The organism is Pseudomonas nabeulensis, from assembly GCF_004682045.1.
Classification (GTDB): domain Bacteria; phylum Pseudomonadota; class Gammaproteobacteria; order Pseudomonadales; family Pseudomonadaceae; genus Aquipseudomonas; species Aquipseudomonas nabeulensis.
The window spans coordinates 1-15,468 of record NZ_QUZT01000103.1 but is presented as its reverse complement, the minus strand read 5'-3'; the positions used below and the strand labels follow the sequence as shown (position 1 = coordinate 15,468).

At 61.2% G+C, this 15,468-nt stretch carries 18 protein-coding genes and 1 pseudogene; 8 read left to right on the top strand and 11 right to left on the bottom strand.

The annotated features are described in order from the left end of the window. Positions 1–46: 46 nt before the first annotated feature. Both DYL61_RS29845 and DYL61_RS29840 read right to left on the bottom strand, forming a co-directional pair. Positions 47–1,543, bottom strand: a complete 1,497-nt coding sequence (locus tag DYL61_RS29845) for a YifB family Mg chelatase-like AAA ATPase (RefSeq protein ID WP_135311354.1) — start codon at positions 1,541–1,543, stop codon at positions 47–49. Positions 1,544–1,761: 218 nt separating this feature from the next. Then, on the bottom strand, positions 1,762–2,022 hold the full coding sequence (locus tag DYL61_RS29840; protein WP_135311353.1) for an accessory factor UbiK family protein: 261 nt from the start codon (positions 2,020–2,022) through the stop codon (positions 1,762–1,764). Positions 2,023–2,444: 422 nt separating this feature from the next. Between DYL61_RS29840 and glnK the strand changes: the two genes are divergently transcribed. The 4 genes and pseudogenes from glnK to sutA all read left to right on the top strand — a co-directional run bounded on the left by glnK (position 2,445) and on the right by sutA (position 4,877). Next, positions 2,445–2,783, top strand: a complete 339-nt coding sequence (gene glnK / locus DYL61_RS29835; RefSeq protein WP_002555808.1) for a P-II family nitrogen regulator — start codon at positions 2,445–2,447, stop codon at positions 2,781–2,783. Between the two features lie 34 nt (positions 2,784–2,817). After that, positions 2,818–4,155 carry an ammonium transporter gene (locus tag DYL61_RS29830; RefSeq protein WP_135311352.1) on the top strand — a complete coding sequence of 446 codons (1,338 nt, stop codon included), beginning with the start codon at positions 2,818–2,820 and terminating at the stop codon, positions 4,153–4,155. Between the two features lie 211 nt (positions 4,156–4,366). After that, a pseudogene (locus DYL61_RS31785) lies at positions 4,367–4,438 on the top strand (secondary thiamine-phosphate synthase enzyme YjbQ); the annotation flags it as partial. A 103-nt stretch (positions 4,439–4,541) separates the two neighbouring features. Beyond that, a complete protein-coding gene (gene sutA, locus DYL61_RS29820) occupies positions 4,542–4,877 on the top strand; it encodes a transcriptional regulator SutA (protein WP_135311351.1) in 336 nt (111 codons plus the stop codon). A 206-nt stretch (positions 4,878–5,083) separates the two neighbouring features. On the opposite strand, the gene DYL61_RS29815 is transcribed toward sutA, so the two are convergent. Genes DYL61_RS29815 through lptM form a run of 6 tightly spaced genes read right to left on the bottom strand, consistent with a single transcriptional unit; the run spans position 5,084 to position 9,669 of the window. Then, positions 5,084–5,779, bottom strand: a complete 696-nt coding sequence (locus tag DYL61_RS29815; protein WP_135311350.1) for an HAD family hydrolase — start codon at positions 5,777–5,779, stop codon at positions 5,084–5,086. After that, positions 5,776–6,675, bottom strand: coding sequence for a tyrosine recombinase XerC (xerC, locus tag DYL61_RS29810; protein WP_105695992.1), 900 nt, complete (start codon positions 6,673–6,675; stop codon positions 5,776–5,778). The genes DYL61_RS29815 and xerC overlap by 4 nt, the downstream gene beginning before the upstream one ends. A gap of 2 nt (positions 6,676–6,677) precedes the next feature. Further along, positions 6,678–7,394, bottom strand: coding sequence for a DUF484 family protein (locus DYL61_RS29805; protein ID WP_105695993.1), 717 nt, complete (start codon positions 7,392–7,394; stop codon positions 6,678–6,680). A gap of 13 nt (positions 7,395–7,407) precedes the next feature. Further along, positions 7,408–8,238 carry a diaminopimelate epimerase gene (gene dapF / locus DYL61_RS29800; RefSeq protein WP_105695994.1) on the bottom strand — a complete coding sequence of 277 codons (831 nt, stop codon included), beginning with the start codon at positions 8,236–8,238 and terminating at the stop codon, positions 7,408–7,410. A 3-nt stretch (positions 8,239–8,241) separates the two neighbouring features. Continuing rightward, positions 8,242–9,489, bottom strand: a complete 1,248-nt coding sequence (lysA, locus tag DYL61_RS29795) for a diaminopimelate decarboxylase (RefSeq protein ID WP_135311349.1) — start codon at positions 9,487–9,489, stop codon at positions 8,242–8,244. A 9-nt stretch (positions 9,490–9,498) separates the two neighbouring features. Further along, on the bottom strand, positions 9,499–9,669 hold the full coding sequence (lptM, locus tag DYL61_RS29790) for an LPS translocon maturation chaperone LptM (RefSeq protein WP_034110232.1): 171 nt from the start codon (positions 9,667–9,669) through the stop codon (positions 9,499–9,501). Positions 9,670–9,907: 238 nt separating this feature from the next. Here lptM and cyaY point away from each other — a divergent pair, with 238 nt between their 5' ends. The 3 genes from cyaY (at position 9,908) to rnk (ending at position 11,021) form a co-directional block, all read left to right on the top strand. Continuing rightward, entirely contained in the window at positions 9,908–10,255 is a 348-nt protein-coding gene (cyaY, locus tag DYL61_RS29785) for an iron donor protein CyaY (protein WP_135311348.1), read from the top strand. A 2-nt stretch (positions 10,256–10,257) separates the two neighbouring features. Beyond that, positions 10,258–10,476 carry a DUF1289 domain-containing protein gene (locus DYL61_RS29780; RefSeq protein ID WP_105695997.1) on the top strand — a complete coding sequence of 73 codons (219 nt, stop codon included), beginning with the start codon at positions 10,258–10,260 and terminating at the stop codon, positions 10,474–10,476. Positions 10,477–10,607: 131 nt separating this feature from the next. Beyond that, entirely contained in the window at positions 10,608–11,021 is a 414-nt protein-coding gene (gene rnk / locus DYL61_RS29775; RefSeq protein WP_135311347.1) for a nucleoside diphosphate kinase regulator, read from the top strand. On the opposite strand, the gene DYL61_RS29770 is transcribed toward rnk, so the two are convergent. The 3 genes from DYL61_RS29770 to DYL61_RS29760 form a co-directional block, all read right to left on the bottom strand. Further along, positions 11,018–13,858 carry a class I adenylate cyclase gene (locus tag DYL61_RS29770; RefSeq protein ID WP_135311346.1) on the bottom strand — a complete coding sequence of 947 codons (2,841 nt, stop codon included), beginning with the start codon at positions 13,856–13,858 and terminating at the stop codon, positions 11,018–11,020. The two genes, rnk and DYL61_RS29770, sit on opposite strands and share 4 nt — an antisense overlap. Before the next feature lie 168 nt (positions 13,859–14,026). Further along, positions 14,027–14,281: a TIGR02647 family protein gene (locus DYL61_RS29765; RefSeq protein ID WP_135311345.1), complete on the bottom strand. Its 255-nt coding sequence runs from the start codon at positions 14,279–14,281 to the stop codon at positions 14,027–14,029. Between the two features lie 96 nt (positions 14,282–14,377). After that, positions 14,378–14,662 (bottom strand): hypothetical protein, encoded by a 285-nt coding sequence (locus DYL61_RS29760; RefSeq protein ID WP_135311344.1) that lies wholly within the window; start codon positions 14,660–14,662, stop codon positions 14,378–14,380. Between the two features lie 126 nt (positions 14,663–14,788). Between DYL61_RS29760 and DYL61_RS29755 the strand changes: the two genes are divergently transcribed. Then, positions 14,789–15,448, top strand: a complete 660-nt coding sequence (locus DYL61_RS29755) for a glutathione S-transferase family protein (RefSeq protein WP_135311343.1) — start codon at positions 14,789–14,791, stop codon at positions 15,446–15,448. Positions 15,449–15,468: the final 20 nt, after the last annotated feature.

The window sequence follows — 15,468 nt, the reverse complement described above, 5'->3', positions numbered from 1 at the left end:
CTGGCATTAGGGCAAGCCCCCTCCCACATTGGAATCACCACCAGGCTTAAGTGATCGCAGCCGGACGATATTGCAGGGCCTCTTGCAGGTGATGGCGAGCGATGGCGTCTGCTTGTTCCAGGTCTGCCAAGGTGCGCGCCACTTTCAACAACCTGTGAGCCGCCCGCAGCGAAAGCGTCAGCCGCTCGCAGGCGGCCTCCAACCAGCCTTCGTCGACCTTTGACAGCTGGCAGTGCTGGCGTAACCCCGGCAGATCCAGGAACGCATTGGCGCAGCCCTGGCGCCGTTGCTGCCGTTCACGGGCATCGGCGACTTGCTTCGACGCGCTCGCCGTATCGTCGCCGGACTGCGGTGTGGGATTCAGCGCGGTGCTTTCCCGCGCAACCGTCAGGTGCAGGTCGATCCGATCCAGCAACGGCCCGGACAGTTTGTTGCGGTAGCGCTGGATCTGCTCCGGTGTACAGCGACATCGCCCACTGGGTTCGCCCATGTACCCGCACGGGCAGGGGTTCATTGCGGCGACCAGCTGAAAGCGTGCCGGGAAACTCACCCGGTCGCGGGCGCGGGAAATCACGATATGGCCCGACTCCAGCGGCTCGCGCAGCACCTCCAGTACCTTGCGATCAAACTCGGGCAACTCATCCAGGAACAACACCCCGTGATGGGCCAGGGTGATTTCCCCCGGTTGCGGCTTCGACCCGCCGCCCACCAATGCAGGCCCTGACGCCGAATGGTGCGGCTGACGAAACGGCCGGTGTGGCCAGTGGCTCAGAGGCGCCAGGCTGACCACCGATTGAATCGCCGCCACCTCCAGCGCTTCCTGCTCACTCAGCGGCGGCAGCAGGCCGGGGAGGCGGCTGGCGAGTAACGTCTTGCCTGTTCCCGGAGGCCCGCTGAACAGCAAATTATGCGCGCCCGCTGCCGCAATCAGCAGGGCGCGCTTGGCGGCGAGCTGGCCCTGGACTTCGCTTAGATCCGGGTAAGGCTTGTTCAAGTACAGCAAGCCGTCGGACCTGTAAGGCTCAATGGGTTGATGCCCATTCAGGTGCGCCACCACTTGCAGCAAGTGATCCACCGCAATCACCTTCAACCCCGATGCCAGGCATGCCTCCTCGGCATTCGCACTGGGCACTATCACGGTGCGCCCGGCCTTGCGCGCTGCCAGTGCCGCCGGCAACACACCCTTCACCGCACGCACCTCGCCGGACAGCGCCAGTTCGCCCAGGCATTCCACGTCATCGAGCATCAGCGCAGGCACCTGCACGCTGGCGGCCAGAATTCCCAGGGCAATCGCCAAATCAAAACGCCCGCCGTCCTTGGGCAAGTCGGCGGGCGCGAGATTCAGGGTGATGCGCCGGGCAGGGTATTGCAGGGCGGAGTTGAGAATGGCGCTGCGTACGCGGTCCTTGCTTTCCTTGACTGCTGTTTCCGGCAAGCCCACGAGAGTGAGGGACGGCAGACCATTGGCCATGTGCACTTCGACGGTGACGGCAGGGGCTTCGACGCCGACCTGGGCGCGGCTGTGGACGATGGCGAGGGACATGCGGGTTCCTTGAAAGGGGCGTTTTTCAAGGGTAGGCGAGGCGGGGAAAAGCGCGGCGTAGAGGTTTTACAGAACGTATCCACAGACCGACGCGGAGTGAGTGTGGCAATAAGGTTCAATGTGGGAGGGGGCTTGCTCCCGATTGCAGTGTTTCAGTGGCAGATGTATCAACTGACACTCCCTCATCGGGAGCAAGCTCCCTCCCACATGGACCGCGGCTATTCAGTTGGCGGCGTGAGCTTGGCTTCCAGTTCCGCGACCTTGGCTTCCAGGCTCTCCAACCGCGCACGCGTGCGGGCCAGCACTACCATTTGGCTATCGAATTCTTCCCGGCTCACCAGGTCGAGCTTGCTGAAGCCACTTTGCAGCAACGCCTTGAACTGGCTTTCGATTTCATTGCGGGGCAGCGGGGTGTCGCCGCTGAACAGGCGAGAGGCGTGGCCGCTCAGGGCGTCGAGGAGGTCTTTGGGCGCGAGCATGGGAAATATTCCGGAAAACTGTTGGCCGGCAGTGTATCACGCAGCGTCTATAGTCTTTTTCACGGCGTGGGGCGCACGCTTTTCGCGCAAGGGGCTGGGCGGCGGCGCACTGTTTTTGTGCGCATTCGCGCCGCGAAACAGCCCCGCAGGTGGACATAGGTGGGCAAAGGATTGATTTCAGTGATTTTTACGGAGCTGGCAAGGTTTCTGCTTAGACGATCATGACCCATGCACTGATGCAGTCGCTGTGACGAATGCAGTGCGCCGACGGATCAGGGGTACAGGTTTCGTCACCAGTGGTTCGCTGGCGTCACAACGGCAATTGCCTTTGCGACGACGCGTTACAAAGCCAGGCACTGCGCTTAGACTTGAGACGGGTTTGTTTTCCTGGGGCAAGTCCACCAATTCGGGAGAGAGTTTTCATGAAGCTAGTCACTGCCATCATCAAGCCGTTCAAGTTGGACGATGTGCGCGAGTCGTTGTCCGAGATCGGCGTGCAGGGCATTACCGTTACTGAGGTCAAAGGCTTCGGTCGGCAGAAGGGTCACACCGAGCTGTATCGTGGCGCGGAATACGTGGTCGATTTCTTGCCGAAGGTGAAGATTGATGTCGCCATTGACGACAAGGATCTTGACCGGGTTATCGAAGCGATAACCAAGGCCGCCAACACCGGCAAGATCGGTGACGGCAAGATCTTCGTGGTCAATCTGGAACAGGCTATTCGCATCCGTACCGGCGAAACCGATACCGACGCAATCTAAGCCGCCAAACCCCAACGCCCCAGGAGAAAACAATATGACTCTGCGTAAATTCGCAGGGCTAGGAGCCCTGTTGTCCATCGTAATGCCAAGCCTGGCCATGGCGGCAGACGAAGTGGCTGCTCCAGTCCTCAATTCCGGCGACACCGCGTGGATGCTCACCGCGACTGCGCTGGTGCTGTTCATGACCATTCCAGGCCTTGCGCTGTTCTACGGCGGCATGGTGCGCTCCAAAAATATTCTTTCCGTGATGATGCAGTGCTTCGCCATCACCGGTCTGATCACCATCCTGTGGTTCGTCTACGGCTACAGCATGGCGTTCGACGCTACCGGGATGGAAGCTGGCGTCGTCAACTTCAATTCGTTCGTGGGCGGCTTGTCCAAACTGTTCCTGTCGGGTGTGACCCCAGAGAGCATCACAGGCCCTGCGGCGTTGTTCCCTGAGGCGGTGTTCGTTACCTTCCAGATGACCTTCGCCATCATCACCCCAGCGCTGATCGTTGGTGCGTTCGCTGAGCGCATGAAGTTCTCCGCGATGCTGATCTTCATGGGCGTCTGGTTCACTCTGGTCTACGCGCCGATTGCCCACATGGTGTGGGGCGGTCCGGGCTCGCTGATGGGCGACTGGGGCGTACTGGACTTTGCCGGCGGCACCGTGGTGCACATCAACGCCGGTGTGGCTGGCCTGGTGGCGTGCATCGTGCTCGGCAAGCGTAAAGGCTACCCGACCACCCCAATGGCACCGCACAACCTGGGTTACACCCTGATCGGCGCGGCGATGCTGTGGATCGGCTGGTTCGGCTTCAACGCCGGCTCCGCTGCCGCTGCCAATGGCACTGCCGGCATGGCGATGCTGGTGACTCAGATTGCAACCGCTGCTGCGGCCCTGGGCTGGATGTTCGCCGAGTGGATCACCCACGGTAAGCCAAGCGCACTGGGCATTGCCTCGGGTGTGGTTGCTGGCCTGGTTGCCATCACGCCAGCCGCTGGCACCGTGGGCCCGATGGGCGCCCTGGTGATCGGCCTGGTCGCCGGTGTGATCTGCTTCTTCTGCGCCACCAGCCTCAAGCGCAAGCTGGGCTATGACGACTCTCTCGATGCCTTCGGCGTGCACGGTATCGGCGGTATCGTCGGTGCGATTCTCACCGGTGTGTTCGCAGCCCCTGCACTGGGCGGCTTCGGCACCGTGACTGACGTGGCGGCACAGGTCTGGATCCAGGCCAAAGGTGTTGGCTTCACTGTGATCTACACGGCCATTGTGACCTTCATCATCCTTAAGGTTCTGGATGCGGTCATGGGTCTGCGGGTTACCGAGGAAGAGGAAGCGGTTGGCCTCGACCTGGCGCAACACAACGAACGCGGCTACAACTTGTAAGTACGCGAAAAAAAAATGCCCGGCTTGCCGGGCATTTTTTTGTCTGTTGTTTGTCAGTTTCAAAATGCTGAACCGGTTTTTGTGCAGCGTTTGTGATGGGGCGCACGTGGCACTTTTCAGCATGCGAATGTCTTACAGGCATGTAGGCGTATTCGACACTTTGTTTTTTCCCAGAGCGCGCTAGAATGCGCGCCGATGGGCGCAGAACTGTATTTATCTGGGCGAGCTCCGGGGTCATGGTGCTCGTAAAGTCCTCGCCACCTTGCACGGTGATGGGGCATAAGCCACTGGTCATCCAGTGGACGTTGATTTTTTTCCAGCGGCCTTCGACAGTTGGCGAAGCTGGGCTATAACTAATCTGCTTTTCGCAAGTCATGAGGTAGAACATGAGCGACGATGATCTGGAAAACGACGAACTCGAAGTAGGTGATGACGACGAGACCGATGAAGGTCTGGACGCGGCAGCCGCCGATGACGGTGCTGACGATGCCGATGACAGTGGTGGCGATGATGCAGCCCCCAAGGCCAAAGGCAAAGCCAAGGCCGCTGTTTCGGTAGACGAATTGCCGAGTGTTGAAGCCAAGAACAAAGAGCGCGATGCCCTGGCCCGTGCGATGGAAGAATTCCTCGCCAAAGGCGGCAAAGTGCAGGAAGTCGAGGCCAACGTGGTGGCAGACCCACCGAAGAAGCCGGATAACAAGTACGGCAGCCGACCTATCTGAGGTCGTCACCTGCTTGTAAGAAAAAGCCCGCCGTCGCTGCGGGCTTTTTCATGCCCAATGATTTAGTTGAGCTGATGTTGGTCCAAATGTGGGAGGGGGCTTGCCCCCGATGGCGGTGTGTCAGCTGATGAATGTGTTGGCTGACCCACTGCAATCGGGGGCAAGCCCCCTCCCACATTTTGATCCTCAGTGCTGTCGCGATTGTGTTATTGCCAATTGCGGAGTAACTCGGGCAGTTCGACCAAATTGCGAATCTCTGCATCCGGACGCTTATCCCCTTCCCACACCTTGCCCTGCGGGTTAAACCACACCGCCCGAAGCCCCGCCTGCTGCGCACCGGCAATGTCATCCCCCGGATGATCACCAATATGCACCGCCGCACTGGCATCCACTCCACCACGCTGCAACGCTTCTTGAAACAATCGCGCATCCGGCTTGGCGATACCAATATCTTCGGCACGCAACGCAAAGTGAAAGTAATCCGCCAGGCCAACCCGCTGTACATCGGCATTGCCGTTGGTGATCACCCCCAGCAGGAAGTGTTGGCGCAGTGCCTTAAGCATCGGTTCGGCTTCGGGAAACGGCGTGAGCTGATGGCGTGCATGAATGAACGCCTCGAAGCACACATCCGCCATTTCCGTGGCTTCGGGCTGTGGATAACCCGCTTCTTCGAACGCGTACGTCAGCACGCGATGACGCAGGATGCTGATGCGGTGTTTCAGCTCGGGATGCTGTTCCAGCACCCGCTGGCGCAGGCTGGCAAAGTGTTCCAGCGGTAGGTCGCCCACTTTGGACGCATGCAGCGCCAGCCATTCGCGCATCGACGCTTCGGCGCTGATGATGACGGGTACGTTATCCCAGAGGGTGTCGTCCAGGTCGAAGGTGATCAGCTTGATACTCATGAGTCGCCGCCCTTGATGCGTTTGGCCCGTGGATGGGCGCTGTCGTACACCGTTGCCAGGTGTTGGAAGTCCAGATGGGTGTAGATCTGCGTGGTCTTGATGTCGGAATGGCCGAGCAGTTCTTGCACGGCGCGAAGGTCCTGGGATGACTCCAGCATATGGCTGGCGAAGGAGTGCCGCAGCATGTGCGGGTGCAGGTTCTGTCCCAGTTCGCGCTCGCCGGCGGCCTTGACCCGAACCTGGATGGCCCGTGGGCCCAGACGCCGGCCTTGTTGGCTGATAAAGACCGCGTCGTCTGCCGGGTTGGCCAATGCGCGCAAGGGTAGCCACAACTGCAAGGCTTCACGCGCTTTGCGGCCCACTGGCAGGACCCGGGTCTTGCTGCCTTTGCCGAGCACTTGCACCAGGCCGTCCGCGAGGTCCAATTGGTCCAGGTTCAAGCCGGTCAGCTCCGACAGTCGCAGGCCCGAGGAATAGAACAGCTCAAGAATCGCCTGGTCGCGATGGGCCAGGAAGTCATCCTCGACCGCACCATCCAGCAGTTGCAGGGCGCGGTCGGTGTCCAGGGTCTTGGGCAGGCGCCGCTCGCCCTTGGGCGGCGACAGGCCGTTGGCCGGGTCGTGATCGCACAGGCCTTCACGGTTCAAATAGTGATAGAGGCCGCGCACCGCCGACAGCAGTCGCGACAGGCTGCGCGAGGACTGGCCGGCCTGGTGCAGGCGCGCGATCAGGCTGCGCAGGCTCTGGATATCCAGGGCCTTCCAGCTGCTGATCTGTTGTTTCTCGCAGTACGCCAGCACCTTGTTCAGGTCGCGCCGGTAGGCTTCCAGGGTGTGGGGCGACACCTGGCGCTCGTTGCGCAGGTGAGCGCAATAAGCGTCCAGTTGCCGTTCCATGGCTAGCGCACCGCGCGCAGGGCGGTGGTGAAGCGCGGCAGGACGCGGCTCAGCACTTCGGCGATATAGGTCAGGAACAAGGTGCCGACCGAGCTTTTGTAGTGCGCAGGATCACGGCTGGCAATGGCCAACACGCCGTGCAGGCCTTGATGGCTGAGGGCGACCACGGCGGTGGAGCCGATCTGCTTGCGCTGTTCGGCGCCGAACAGGAAGTCCAGCTCATGTTCGCGCAGGGTGCCGCTGATGGTCTTGCCTTCGGACAACAGGCCGCCGATGGCAGTCTGTGCGTCGGCGCCACTGACCCAGCGCCCCACCGGCATCGGGTTGTCGCTGAACAGGATCAGGCTGACAAAGGGCACCTGGAAATCCTGGCGCAGGCTGTCTTCCACCGCGATCACGGTTTCTTCCAGGCTGCTGGCGTCGAGCAGTGCAAGGATCAGGCGACGGGTCTTCTCGAACAGGCGGTCGTTGTCGCGGGCTACGTCCATCAAGTGCGAGAGCTTGTGGCGCATCTCGATATTGCGCTCGCGCAGGATCTTCATCTGCCGCTCCACCAGCGACACGGTGTCGCCACGCTGGTGGGGGATGCGCAGGGCGGGCAACAGTTCTTCGTGGTCGACGAAGAAGTCCGGGTTAGCCTCAAGGTACGCCGCGACAGCTGCGGCCTCCAGGCTTTCGCTCGGGGTTGCGGGTGCGGGTACTTGAGGCTTATCGGTCATTGGTTTGGCTCACTCATAGACGGACCTGTCCTTCGTATACACGCGAGGCCGGCCCGGTCATCATCACCGGGTGGCCAGGGCCTGCCCATTCGATGGACAAGCGTCCGCCGGGCAGGTCGATCAACAGCGGCGAATCCATCCACCCCTGGCTGATCGCGGCCACGGCAGCGGCGCAAGCACCGGTGCCACAGGCCTGGGTTTCGCCGGCGCCGCGTTCCCATACGCGCAATTGCGCGCGGTTACGGTCGATCACCTGCAGGAAGCCCACGTTGACCCGTGCCGGAAAGCGCGGGTGGTGTTCGATCTTCGGCCCCAATTCATGCACGGGCGCGTTGTTGATGTCGGTGACCCGCAGCACGGCATGGGGGTTGCCCATGGACACGGCAGCCAGGTCGACGACCTTGCCATCGACATCGACCGCGTAGCTGGTGGCCTGCTCGGTGGCCTGGAACGGAATGTCCGCCGGCACCAGGCGTGGCGCGCCCATGTTGACGCTGATCTGGCCGTCGTTGCGGATATCCAGCTCGATCACGCCGCTCTTGGTCTCGACGCGGATCTGGCGCTTTGCGGTCAGGCGTTTGTCCAGCACGAAGCGGGCAAAGCAGCGCGCACCGTTGCCGCACTGTTCCACTTCGGAACCATCGGCGTTGAAGATCCGATAACGGAAATCCACCTCCGGGTTGCTCGGCGCTTCGACGATCAGCAGTTGGTCGAAACCAATGCCGGTATGCCGGTCGCCCCACTGTTTGGCGTGTTTGGGCAGGATGTGCGCGTGCTGGCTGACCAGGTCCAGGACCATGAAGTCATTGCCGAGCCCGTGCATCTTGGTAAAACGCAAAAGCATGGCTTACTCCGGCAGCAGGCTTTCGCCAGCATACAACTCGGCTACCGTCTCGCGGCGACGCACTTCGAACGCTTGATCACCGTCCACCAGCACCTCGGCGGTACGCCCGCGGGTGTTGTAGTTGGAGCTCATGACAAACCCGTAGGCACCGGCCGAATGCACGGCCAGCAGGTCGCCTTCTTCCAGGGCCAGCTGACGATCCTTGGCCAGGAAGTCGCCGGTCTCGCAGATCGGGCCGACGATGTCATAGGCGCGGGCTTCGCTGTGGCGAGGCGTCACCGCGGTGACATTCATCCAGGCCTGGTACAGCGCCGGGCGGATCAGGTCGTTCATCGCCGCGTCGACGATGGCGAAATCCTTGTGCTCGGTGTGCTTGAGGTACTCGACCTGGGTCAGCAGCACGCCGGCGTTGGCGACGATGTAGCGGCCCGGCTCGAACATCAGCGCCAGGTCGCGGCCTTCGATACGCTCGCGCACGGCCTTGATGTAGTCGGCCACCAGCGGCGGCTCCTCATCGCGATAACGCACGCCCACGCCACCACCGAGGTCGATGTGGTGCAGGTAGATACCGCACTCGCCAAGGCGATCGATCAGCGCCAGCAGGCGGTCGAGGGCATCGAGGAAAGGAGGCAGACTGGTCAGTTGCGAGCCGATGTGGCAGTCGACACCCAGCACTTCCAGGTTCGGCAGTTGGGCGGCGCGGATGTACACGTCCTCGGCGTCGGCGATGGCGATGCCGAACTTGTTCTCTTTGAGACCGGTGGAAATGTACGGATGGGTGCCAGCATCGACGTCCGGGTTGACGCGTAGGGAGATCGGCGCGCGAACGCCCATCTCGGCGGCCACGACCTGCAGGCGCTCCAGTTCATCGGTGGATTCGACGTTGAAGCAATGCACGCCAACTTCCAGGGCGCGGCGCATGTCTTCGCGGCTTTTGCCGACGCCGGAGAAGACGATTTTGTCGGCCTTGCCGCCGGCTGCCAGGACCCGTTCCAGCTCACCACGGGACACGATGTCGAAACCAGCGCCAAGACGCGCCAGGACATTCAGTACCGCCAGGTTGGAGTTGGCCTTGACCGCGTAGCACACCAGGCTCGGCGTGCCTTCCAGCGCATCCGCATAGCTGCGGTATTGGGCTTCGATATGCGCGCGGGAATAGACGTAGGTCGGGGTGCCAAAGCGCTGGGCAATCGCGGACAACGCCACGCCTTCCGCGAACAGCTCGCCGTCCCGGTAGTTAAAAGCGTCCATGAAGTTCCCTTATTCGTAGGTGTCGTGCTTATGCGCTTTGGCTGGTTTTTGCGACGATTGCGCTTGTTCATTCGGGTCTTTGCTGTCATCGGGCAGGTACAGCGGGCCTTTTTGACCACAGGCACTAACGAGGCAGGCGACCGCGACGAGCGCAGCAAGGGAAGAGATCAGGCGCTTCATGGCGAAATCCTTGAATATGCATTAATTGCGCCCGAGTATACCGACCACCCGCCAGCTTGCCTATGCGCTGAAATACCCGTCCGGCGGGGGTTTGCCGATACGGCCTGGAAGCGGACTACGCTGGCTGGGCATATTTCGTACCGCCAATCGTGATGGGATCGGTATCCTTTGCAATCGGCGGGGCTCGCCCGTATCGTGCGGCGCTTGAGCAAAACCAGACACTTTTGAGGTTGCCACAATGAGTTTGACCGAAGCCCGTTTTCACGACCTGGTGGATACGACCCAGCAGGCGCTGGAAGATATTTTCGACGACAGTGGCCTGGACGTGGACCTGGAAAACTCGGCCGGCGTGTTGACCGTCAAGTTCGAAAGCGGCCAGCAGTTGATCTTCAGTCGCCAGGAGCCGCTGCGTCAGCTATGGCTGGCAGCGCGTTCCGGTGGCGTGCACTTCGACTACGACGAAGAAAGCGGCAAGTGGCAGTGCGACAAGAGTGAAGAACTGTTGGGTGAGATGCTCGCGCGGCTGGTCGAGGAATATACCGGCGAACAGCTGGACTTTGATGAGTTGGGGCAGGACGAGATCTGACCGTGACCCAGCCTGCACCTGTACGCCCGCCCAAGCCGCTGTTCAGTAATGTGAGCCCGGCGGTGCCGTCACCTTGTATCAGTTTGTGTCGCCTGGACGAGCAGAAAGTCTGTCTCGGTTGCTTCCGCCACGTGGAAGACATCCGCGAATGGCGCTCTGCCGACGATGCGCGGCGTCGGGTGATCTGCGCCCAGGCCGAGCAGCGCCGGGCTCGCGCCTGAGGCCGTCTTGTTTATTTGTGACGCTGTGGTAGTGTCCGGCTACGCCTCAACTGATCGAGGCCTGTGAGAACCCCGCCTTTTTCTGGCGGGGTTTTGCTTTTTTGTGCAGAAAAAAGGAGTCTGCCTGAATCATGACCACCGCACCGTCCATCATCCTCACCCGCCTTGACGTGCAGCGTCTGGAGCAACTGATCGACCGCCTGGGCGACGAGTCTCCCGGTGTCGAAGCGTTGCAAGCCGAACTCGACCGCGCCGAAGACGTGGTTGGCCACGATGAAGTGCCTGCGGGTGTCGTGACCATGAACTCCAGCGTGCATTGCCGCGAACAAGGCAGTGGCAAGGATTACCACCTGACCCTGGTCTACCCCAAGCACGCGAATGCCGACGAAGGCAAAATCTCGATCCTGGCGCCGGTCGGCAGCGCGTTGCTCGGCCTGCAAGTGGGCCAGCACATCGATTGGCCGGCACCCGGCGGTAAGACGCTCAAGCTGGAACTGCTCAGCGTTGAAGGCCAGCCTAAAGACGGCGGTGCCTTCCCTCTTTAAATCTGGCTCAGCGCCTCGTTGAGCGACAGCTCCAGCTCGGCCTTGTAGCGCAGATACAGGTTGCTCGGGCTTTGCACATCGCCGAGCAGCCCCGACAGGTCCAGGTCGGTGATGTAGCAGCGGTAGCGTTCGGTCTCTCGGCGCTGCCCGACGATTTCCCGGGCGACCACGGCAAACAGCTGGTCGCCGAATTCCAGTTCGCAAAACTCCCGCTGATTGCAGTACAAGGTGATGCCCACCTGACCCGGTGCGGCCTTGCCGATGATCGCCTGCACGTCGTAGTACGGCTTGTTCGTCGGGTTTTGCGGCGCTGGCCGAGGCTCGATGCCGCGCGCGCGTGCGCTGCCTGATGGCAATAGTTGGTAATACAAAGTTTGCACCGCGCCCGACGGTTCTTGCTGGTCCAGCGGCGACAACGCGTCCCGGCGATAGATGATCGACTGCAAGAAGCGCTGCAAGGGCGCAAGCAAGCTCGGCTCATCATGAAACGGCAGGCGCTGTTGCCACAGCGCGTTGAACTCATCCAGCACATACAACTCGGCGACGTCTTCATTGACCCGGTAGAACACCTGCACGCAATCCGGCATGCCCATGGGCAGCAGGAGGGCCAGATCGTGGTCTTCCAGGGCCATGGCATCCAGGTGCAGCGGGCTGTAGCTGGCCAGTTCTTCGCTGAGATAGGCCACCAGCGCGTCCTGGGTCGGCAAGGGCACATGGGTCGCCTGGCCGGGGATCAATTCCATCACGTGATAGTGCTGCTGCACTTGCAGCAGGTAACGGTGGTTGGACTGGCCCAGCAACAGGTTCTGCGCGGTGTCGAATATTTCCTCGACGCGCTGGGCAATGAACTGCGCACGGTTGTGACAGAAACAGCGCACCCGCAGGCGCGGCAAGTGATTCGGCGGTAGTTGGTTGAGGTAGTCGCGCAGGCAGTCGAGCAGGGCGTGGGGGCCGTCATAGCGGCTGACCATCACCTCGTTCCAGCTGTTGAGGGTGACTTGGTCGAGGGTCAGCACCAGGTTGTCGCGTACACCGGCGTAACTCAGGGAGTCGGTGCGCTCGGTGGTCATCAGGATGTTCAGGTCGCGGTGATGCTTGAGCGGGTCGACGCCGACGTTGATCAGCAGCAGCACTTCCTCGGGCACGGCGGAACGCAGCAGGCGCTCTTCATCGACACTGGCCAGGGGCAGGGTGATGGTCTGTTGCAGGCTGCCCAGCAGGTTGAACAGCTCGAATTCGGTCATATCGCTGACGCCCGGGTGCAGGGCCAGGCGTGTACTGCTGTCGATCACGCCGTTGCGATGGCACCAGGTGAGCATTTCCAGCAGGTCGCGGCTGCGCTTGATCGGAGCGAAATGTTCCGATTCCTGGGCGGTCAGGTTGCCGTTGTACAAACCCCAGTAGTGCTGGCCGGGTTCCTTGCGGTTGGGCGTTTGCACCAGCGTCAGGGTGTCTTCGGCCAGGTCCGGGGCGATGCCGGGGTTGATGAACTCGACCTTGCCGGCCTTGCGCTCAAACGCGGCATACAGGCGTCGGCCGAGCACATTGAGGTCGCGTTTGTTGATCAGGCTGACGGTCTGTTCGGTGCGGGCGAACTGGGTCAGGAAGCGATAGCTGTAGTTCAGCTCGCTGACCAGAGTGCGGCGCTCGGAGGCTACCTGCCGCACTTTCCACTGGCTGCGGCTGTCCAGCAGCGCCAATTGACGCGCATCCCAGCCCCATTCGTGGGCCAGGCGCTCCAGCAGCAGGCGCTGCCAACTGGTGCTGCGCTGACCGGCGCTGAGCTTGCGGTTGACCTTCAGGTACAGCGCACGCCGTACCAGTTCCAGGCGCTCCGGCTCGTGGCGCGCCTTGAGGTATTCCTCGATGCGGCGGTACACGACGATGTACGGGTCCAGCTCATCCAGGTCCATTTGGTTGGCGAACACCGCCTGTTTAAAGCGCAGGCTCAGGCAGTGCACGTGGGGGTGTTCGCTGGCGTAGACCTCGGTCAGCAGCAGTTTGAGCACCGATTTGTAGGGCGTCTCGATGCCCTTGAACAGCTGCCACAGCCCGGCGCCAACGAACTCACCCGGTGGAATGCGCGCCAGATGGCCCAGGTCGAGGGTTTCATCAGCACGGATAAAGCGCTTGGAGATCAGCGTGTGGGTGAACGCGGCATAACGGGTTTCTTCATACACCGGCACCAGCCACCAGATCGGCGTGCGCCCGGCAAGCCAAATTGCGGTGCGGTAGAACTCATCCAGCAGCAGGTAATGTTGGGTGGTGCCGCAGTCATCGGAACTCAGTTGGGTGTCGCGATCACCGAGCACAAAGCGCGTCGGCTCAATCAGGAAGAAGTGTGCCTCGGCGCCCATGGTCAGGGCCCAGGCTTCCAGTAACTGGCATTTCTTGCGCAATTCGGCCAGTTCGTTCTCGTCCAGGTCCGGTGCGTGGCACACCCACACGTCCATGTCGCTTTGATCGGCTTGGGCCAGGGTGCCGAGGCTGCCCATCAGGAACAGGCCGTGGATTGGCGTAGGTGGGTTGCCCCGGCGTGGCTTGTAAGAGAACGAGCGGGTCAGGCGCTGGGCTTCGGTCAGGGCCTGGGTGTCGGGTTCGAAGTTCGACAGGCCCGCCGGTGTGCTACCGGAAACATAGCCGGGCAACAGCGGATGGTTGACGTGGAAAAACAGCGGCAGCAGGGTCAGCACGCTTTGCTGGCGCGGTGTCAGCCCTTCGACGGCACGGGCCATGCGGCCTGCATTGAGGGCCAGGAAACGCGCACGCAGTTGGGCCAGCACCTTGCGGTCGATGCCTTCGTCCAGGTCTGGGCGGATTTCATGGGTGCGGGTCATGTCGAACTCGGTGGCGCGCAGGGCCCGACGTGGGCGGCCGTGTTGGAGTTTACAGCCAGTCGCGTAGGAGGTTTAGCGGGAAATGGTTTTTGACGCCAGAATTCTGTGCAGCCCAGAGCAACGCCCCCGGAATCCGCAGTGGGCGGATTCCATGGGCGGGATCAGGTGTCAGGCGGCTTCTTTGGTCGGCGCGGTTGTGAGGATAGTCAGCAGGATTTTGGTTTGTTCTGCAGCGTCCCGGCCTAGTTGGGTCAGATAGCCCCCGTCTTTCTGGTCGGTCAGTCCCTTCTCGTACAGTCGTTGTGCAGCGGCGATGGCAGTGGGGGAGGCTGTCTGATGGACTTTCAGGCCTTCCTGGGTGCTATCCAGGTTGAAGAGTGCAAGGATTTCCAGTTCGGCAACCAACTCAGGGGTAAGCGACATAAGGACTCCAGACTTTCTAAGAATTTATTAGAGGCTAGCAGGCCATAAGGTGAACGCACTTTGCCGAACTGTCCAGCGTGTTGCTGCGTGCGGTGATTATTGATTTTCAGGCGGCAGTTCGGGCAATTTGCGCAGGGCTGTTTCATACCATTCGGTATCGAATGCGCGATCCTCTTCCAGCATCTTGTCGATCTCCACGGCCAGCACATGAGCCATGAGATTCAGAATGTCTTCACGTTCATAACCGACCAGCGTGAGTTTGTTGAAGGTGGCTTTGGCAGCAGGCGGGTTGTCGCTTTCGATCTGGTTCTCGATCGCTTGGGTCAGCGTGCTTTCGGTGAATTCTTCTTCGTCGTTGTCGATGTCAGTCGGCTCGCTCATGGCAGGCTCCTCAAGGAAAGGTCGCCAGTCTACCCCCATTCAGCCAGGTGATGCTGCTGGCAGGGCGGCGTCGGGGGAGCTATAACGCTTGCAGCCAACCCCACACCCGGCCTGGAGGCAGACGCAATGCTCAAGCTCTACGGATTTTCGGTCAGCAACTACTACAACATGGTGAAACTGGCGCTGCTGGAGAAAGGCCTGCCTTTCGAAGAGGTGCCCTTTTATGCCGGGCAAACCCCGGAGGCCCTGGCGGTCAGCCCACGGGGCAAAGTGCCGGTGCTGGGGGTGAAGCAGGGCTTTATCAACGAAACCAGCGTGATCCTTGAATACCTCGAGCAAACCCAGGAAGGGCCTTCGTTGCTCCCGGCCGACCCGTTCCAGCGTGCCCAAGTACTGGCGCTGTGCCGGGAAATTGAGCTGTATATCGAGCTGCCGGCCCGCGCCTGTTATGGCGAGGCGTTTTTTGGCATGACGGTGCCAGAAGCAATCAAGGAAAAGTCCAGGGCCGAGTTGTTGTTGGGGGTGGGTTCGTTGAGCCGCCACGGCAAGTTCGCACCCTATGTGGCGGGGGAGAGCTTTACGCTGGCGGATCTGTATTTCATGTACAGCCTGAACCTCGCCTGCGGGGTGACGGAGAAGCTGTTTGGGCTGGATTTGTTGGACGGGTTGCCGCAGGCCAAGGCGTTGCTGGAGAAACTGCATGCCATGCCCAACGCGCAAAAAGTCGCGGCGGACAGGGACGCGGCGATGCCGGCGTTTATGGCGATGATTGCTGCCAAGAAGTAATCAGGACAGGAGCAACACCG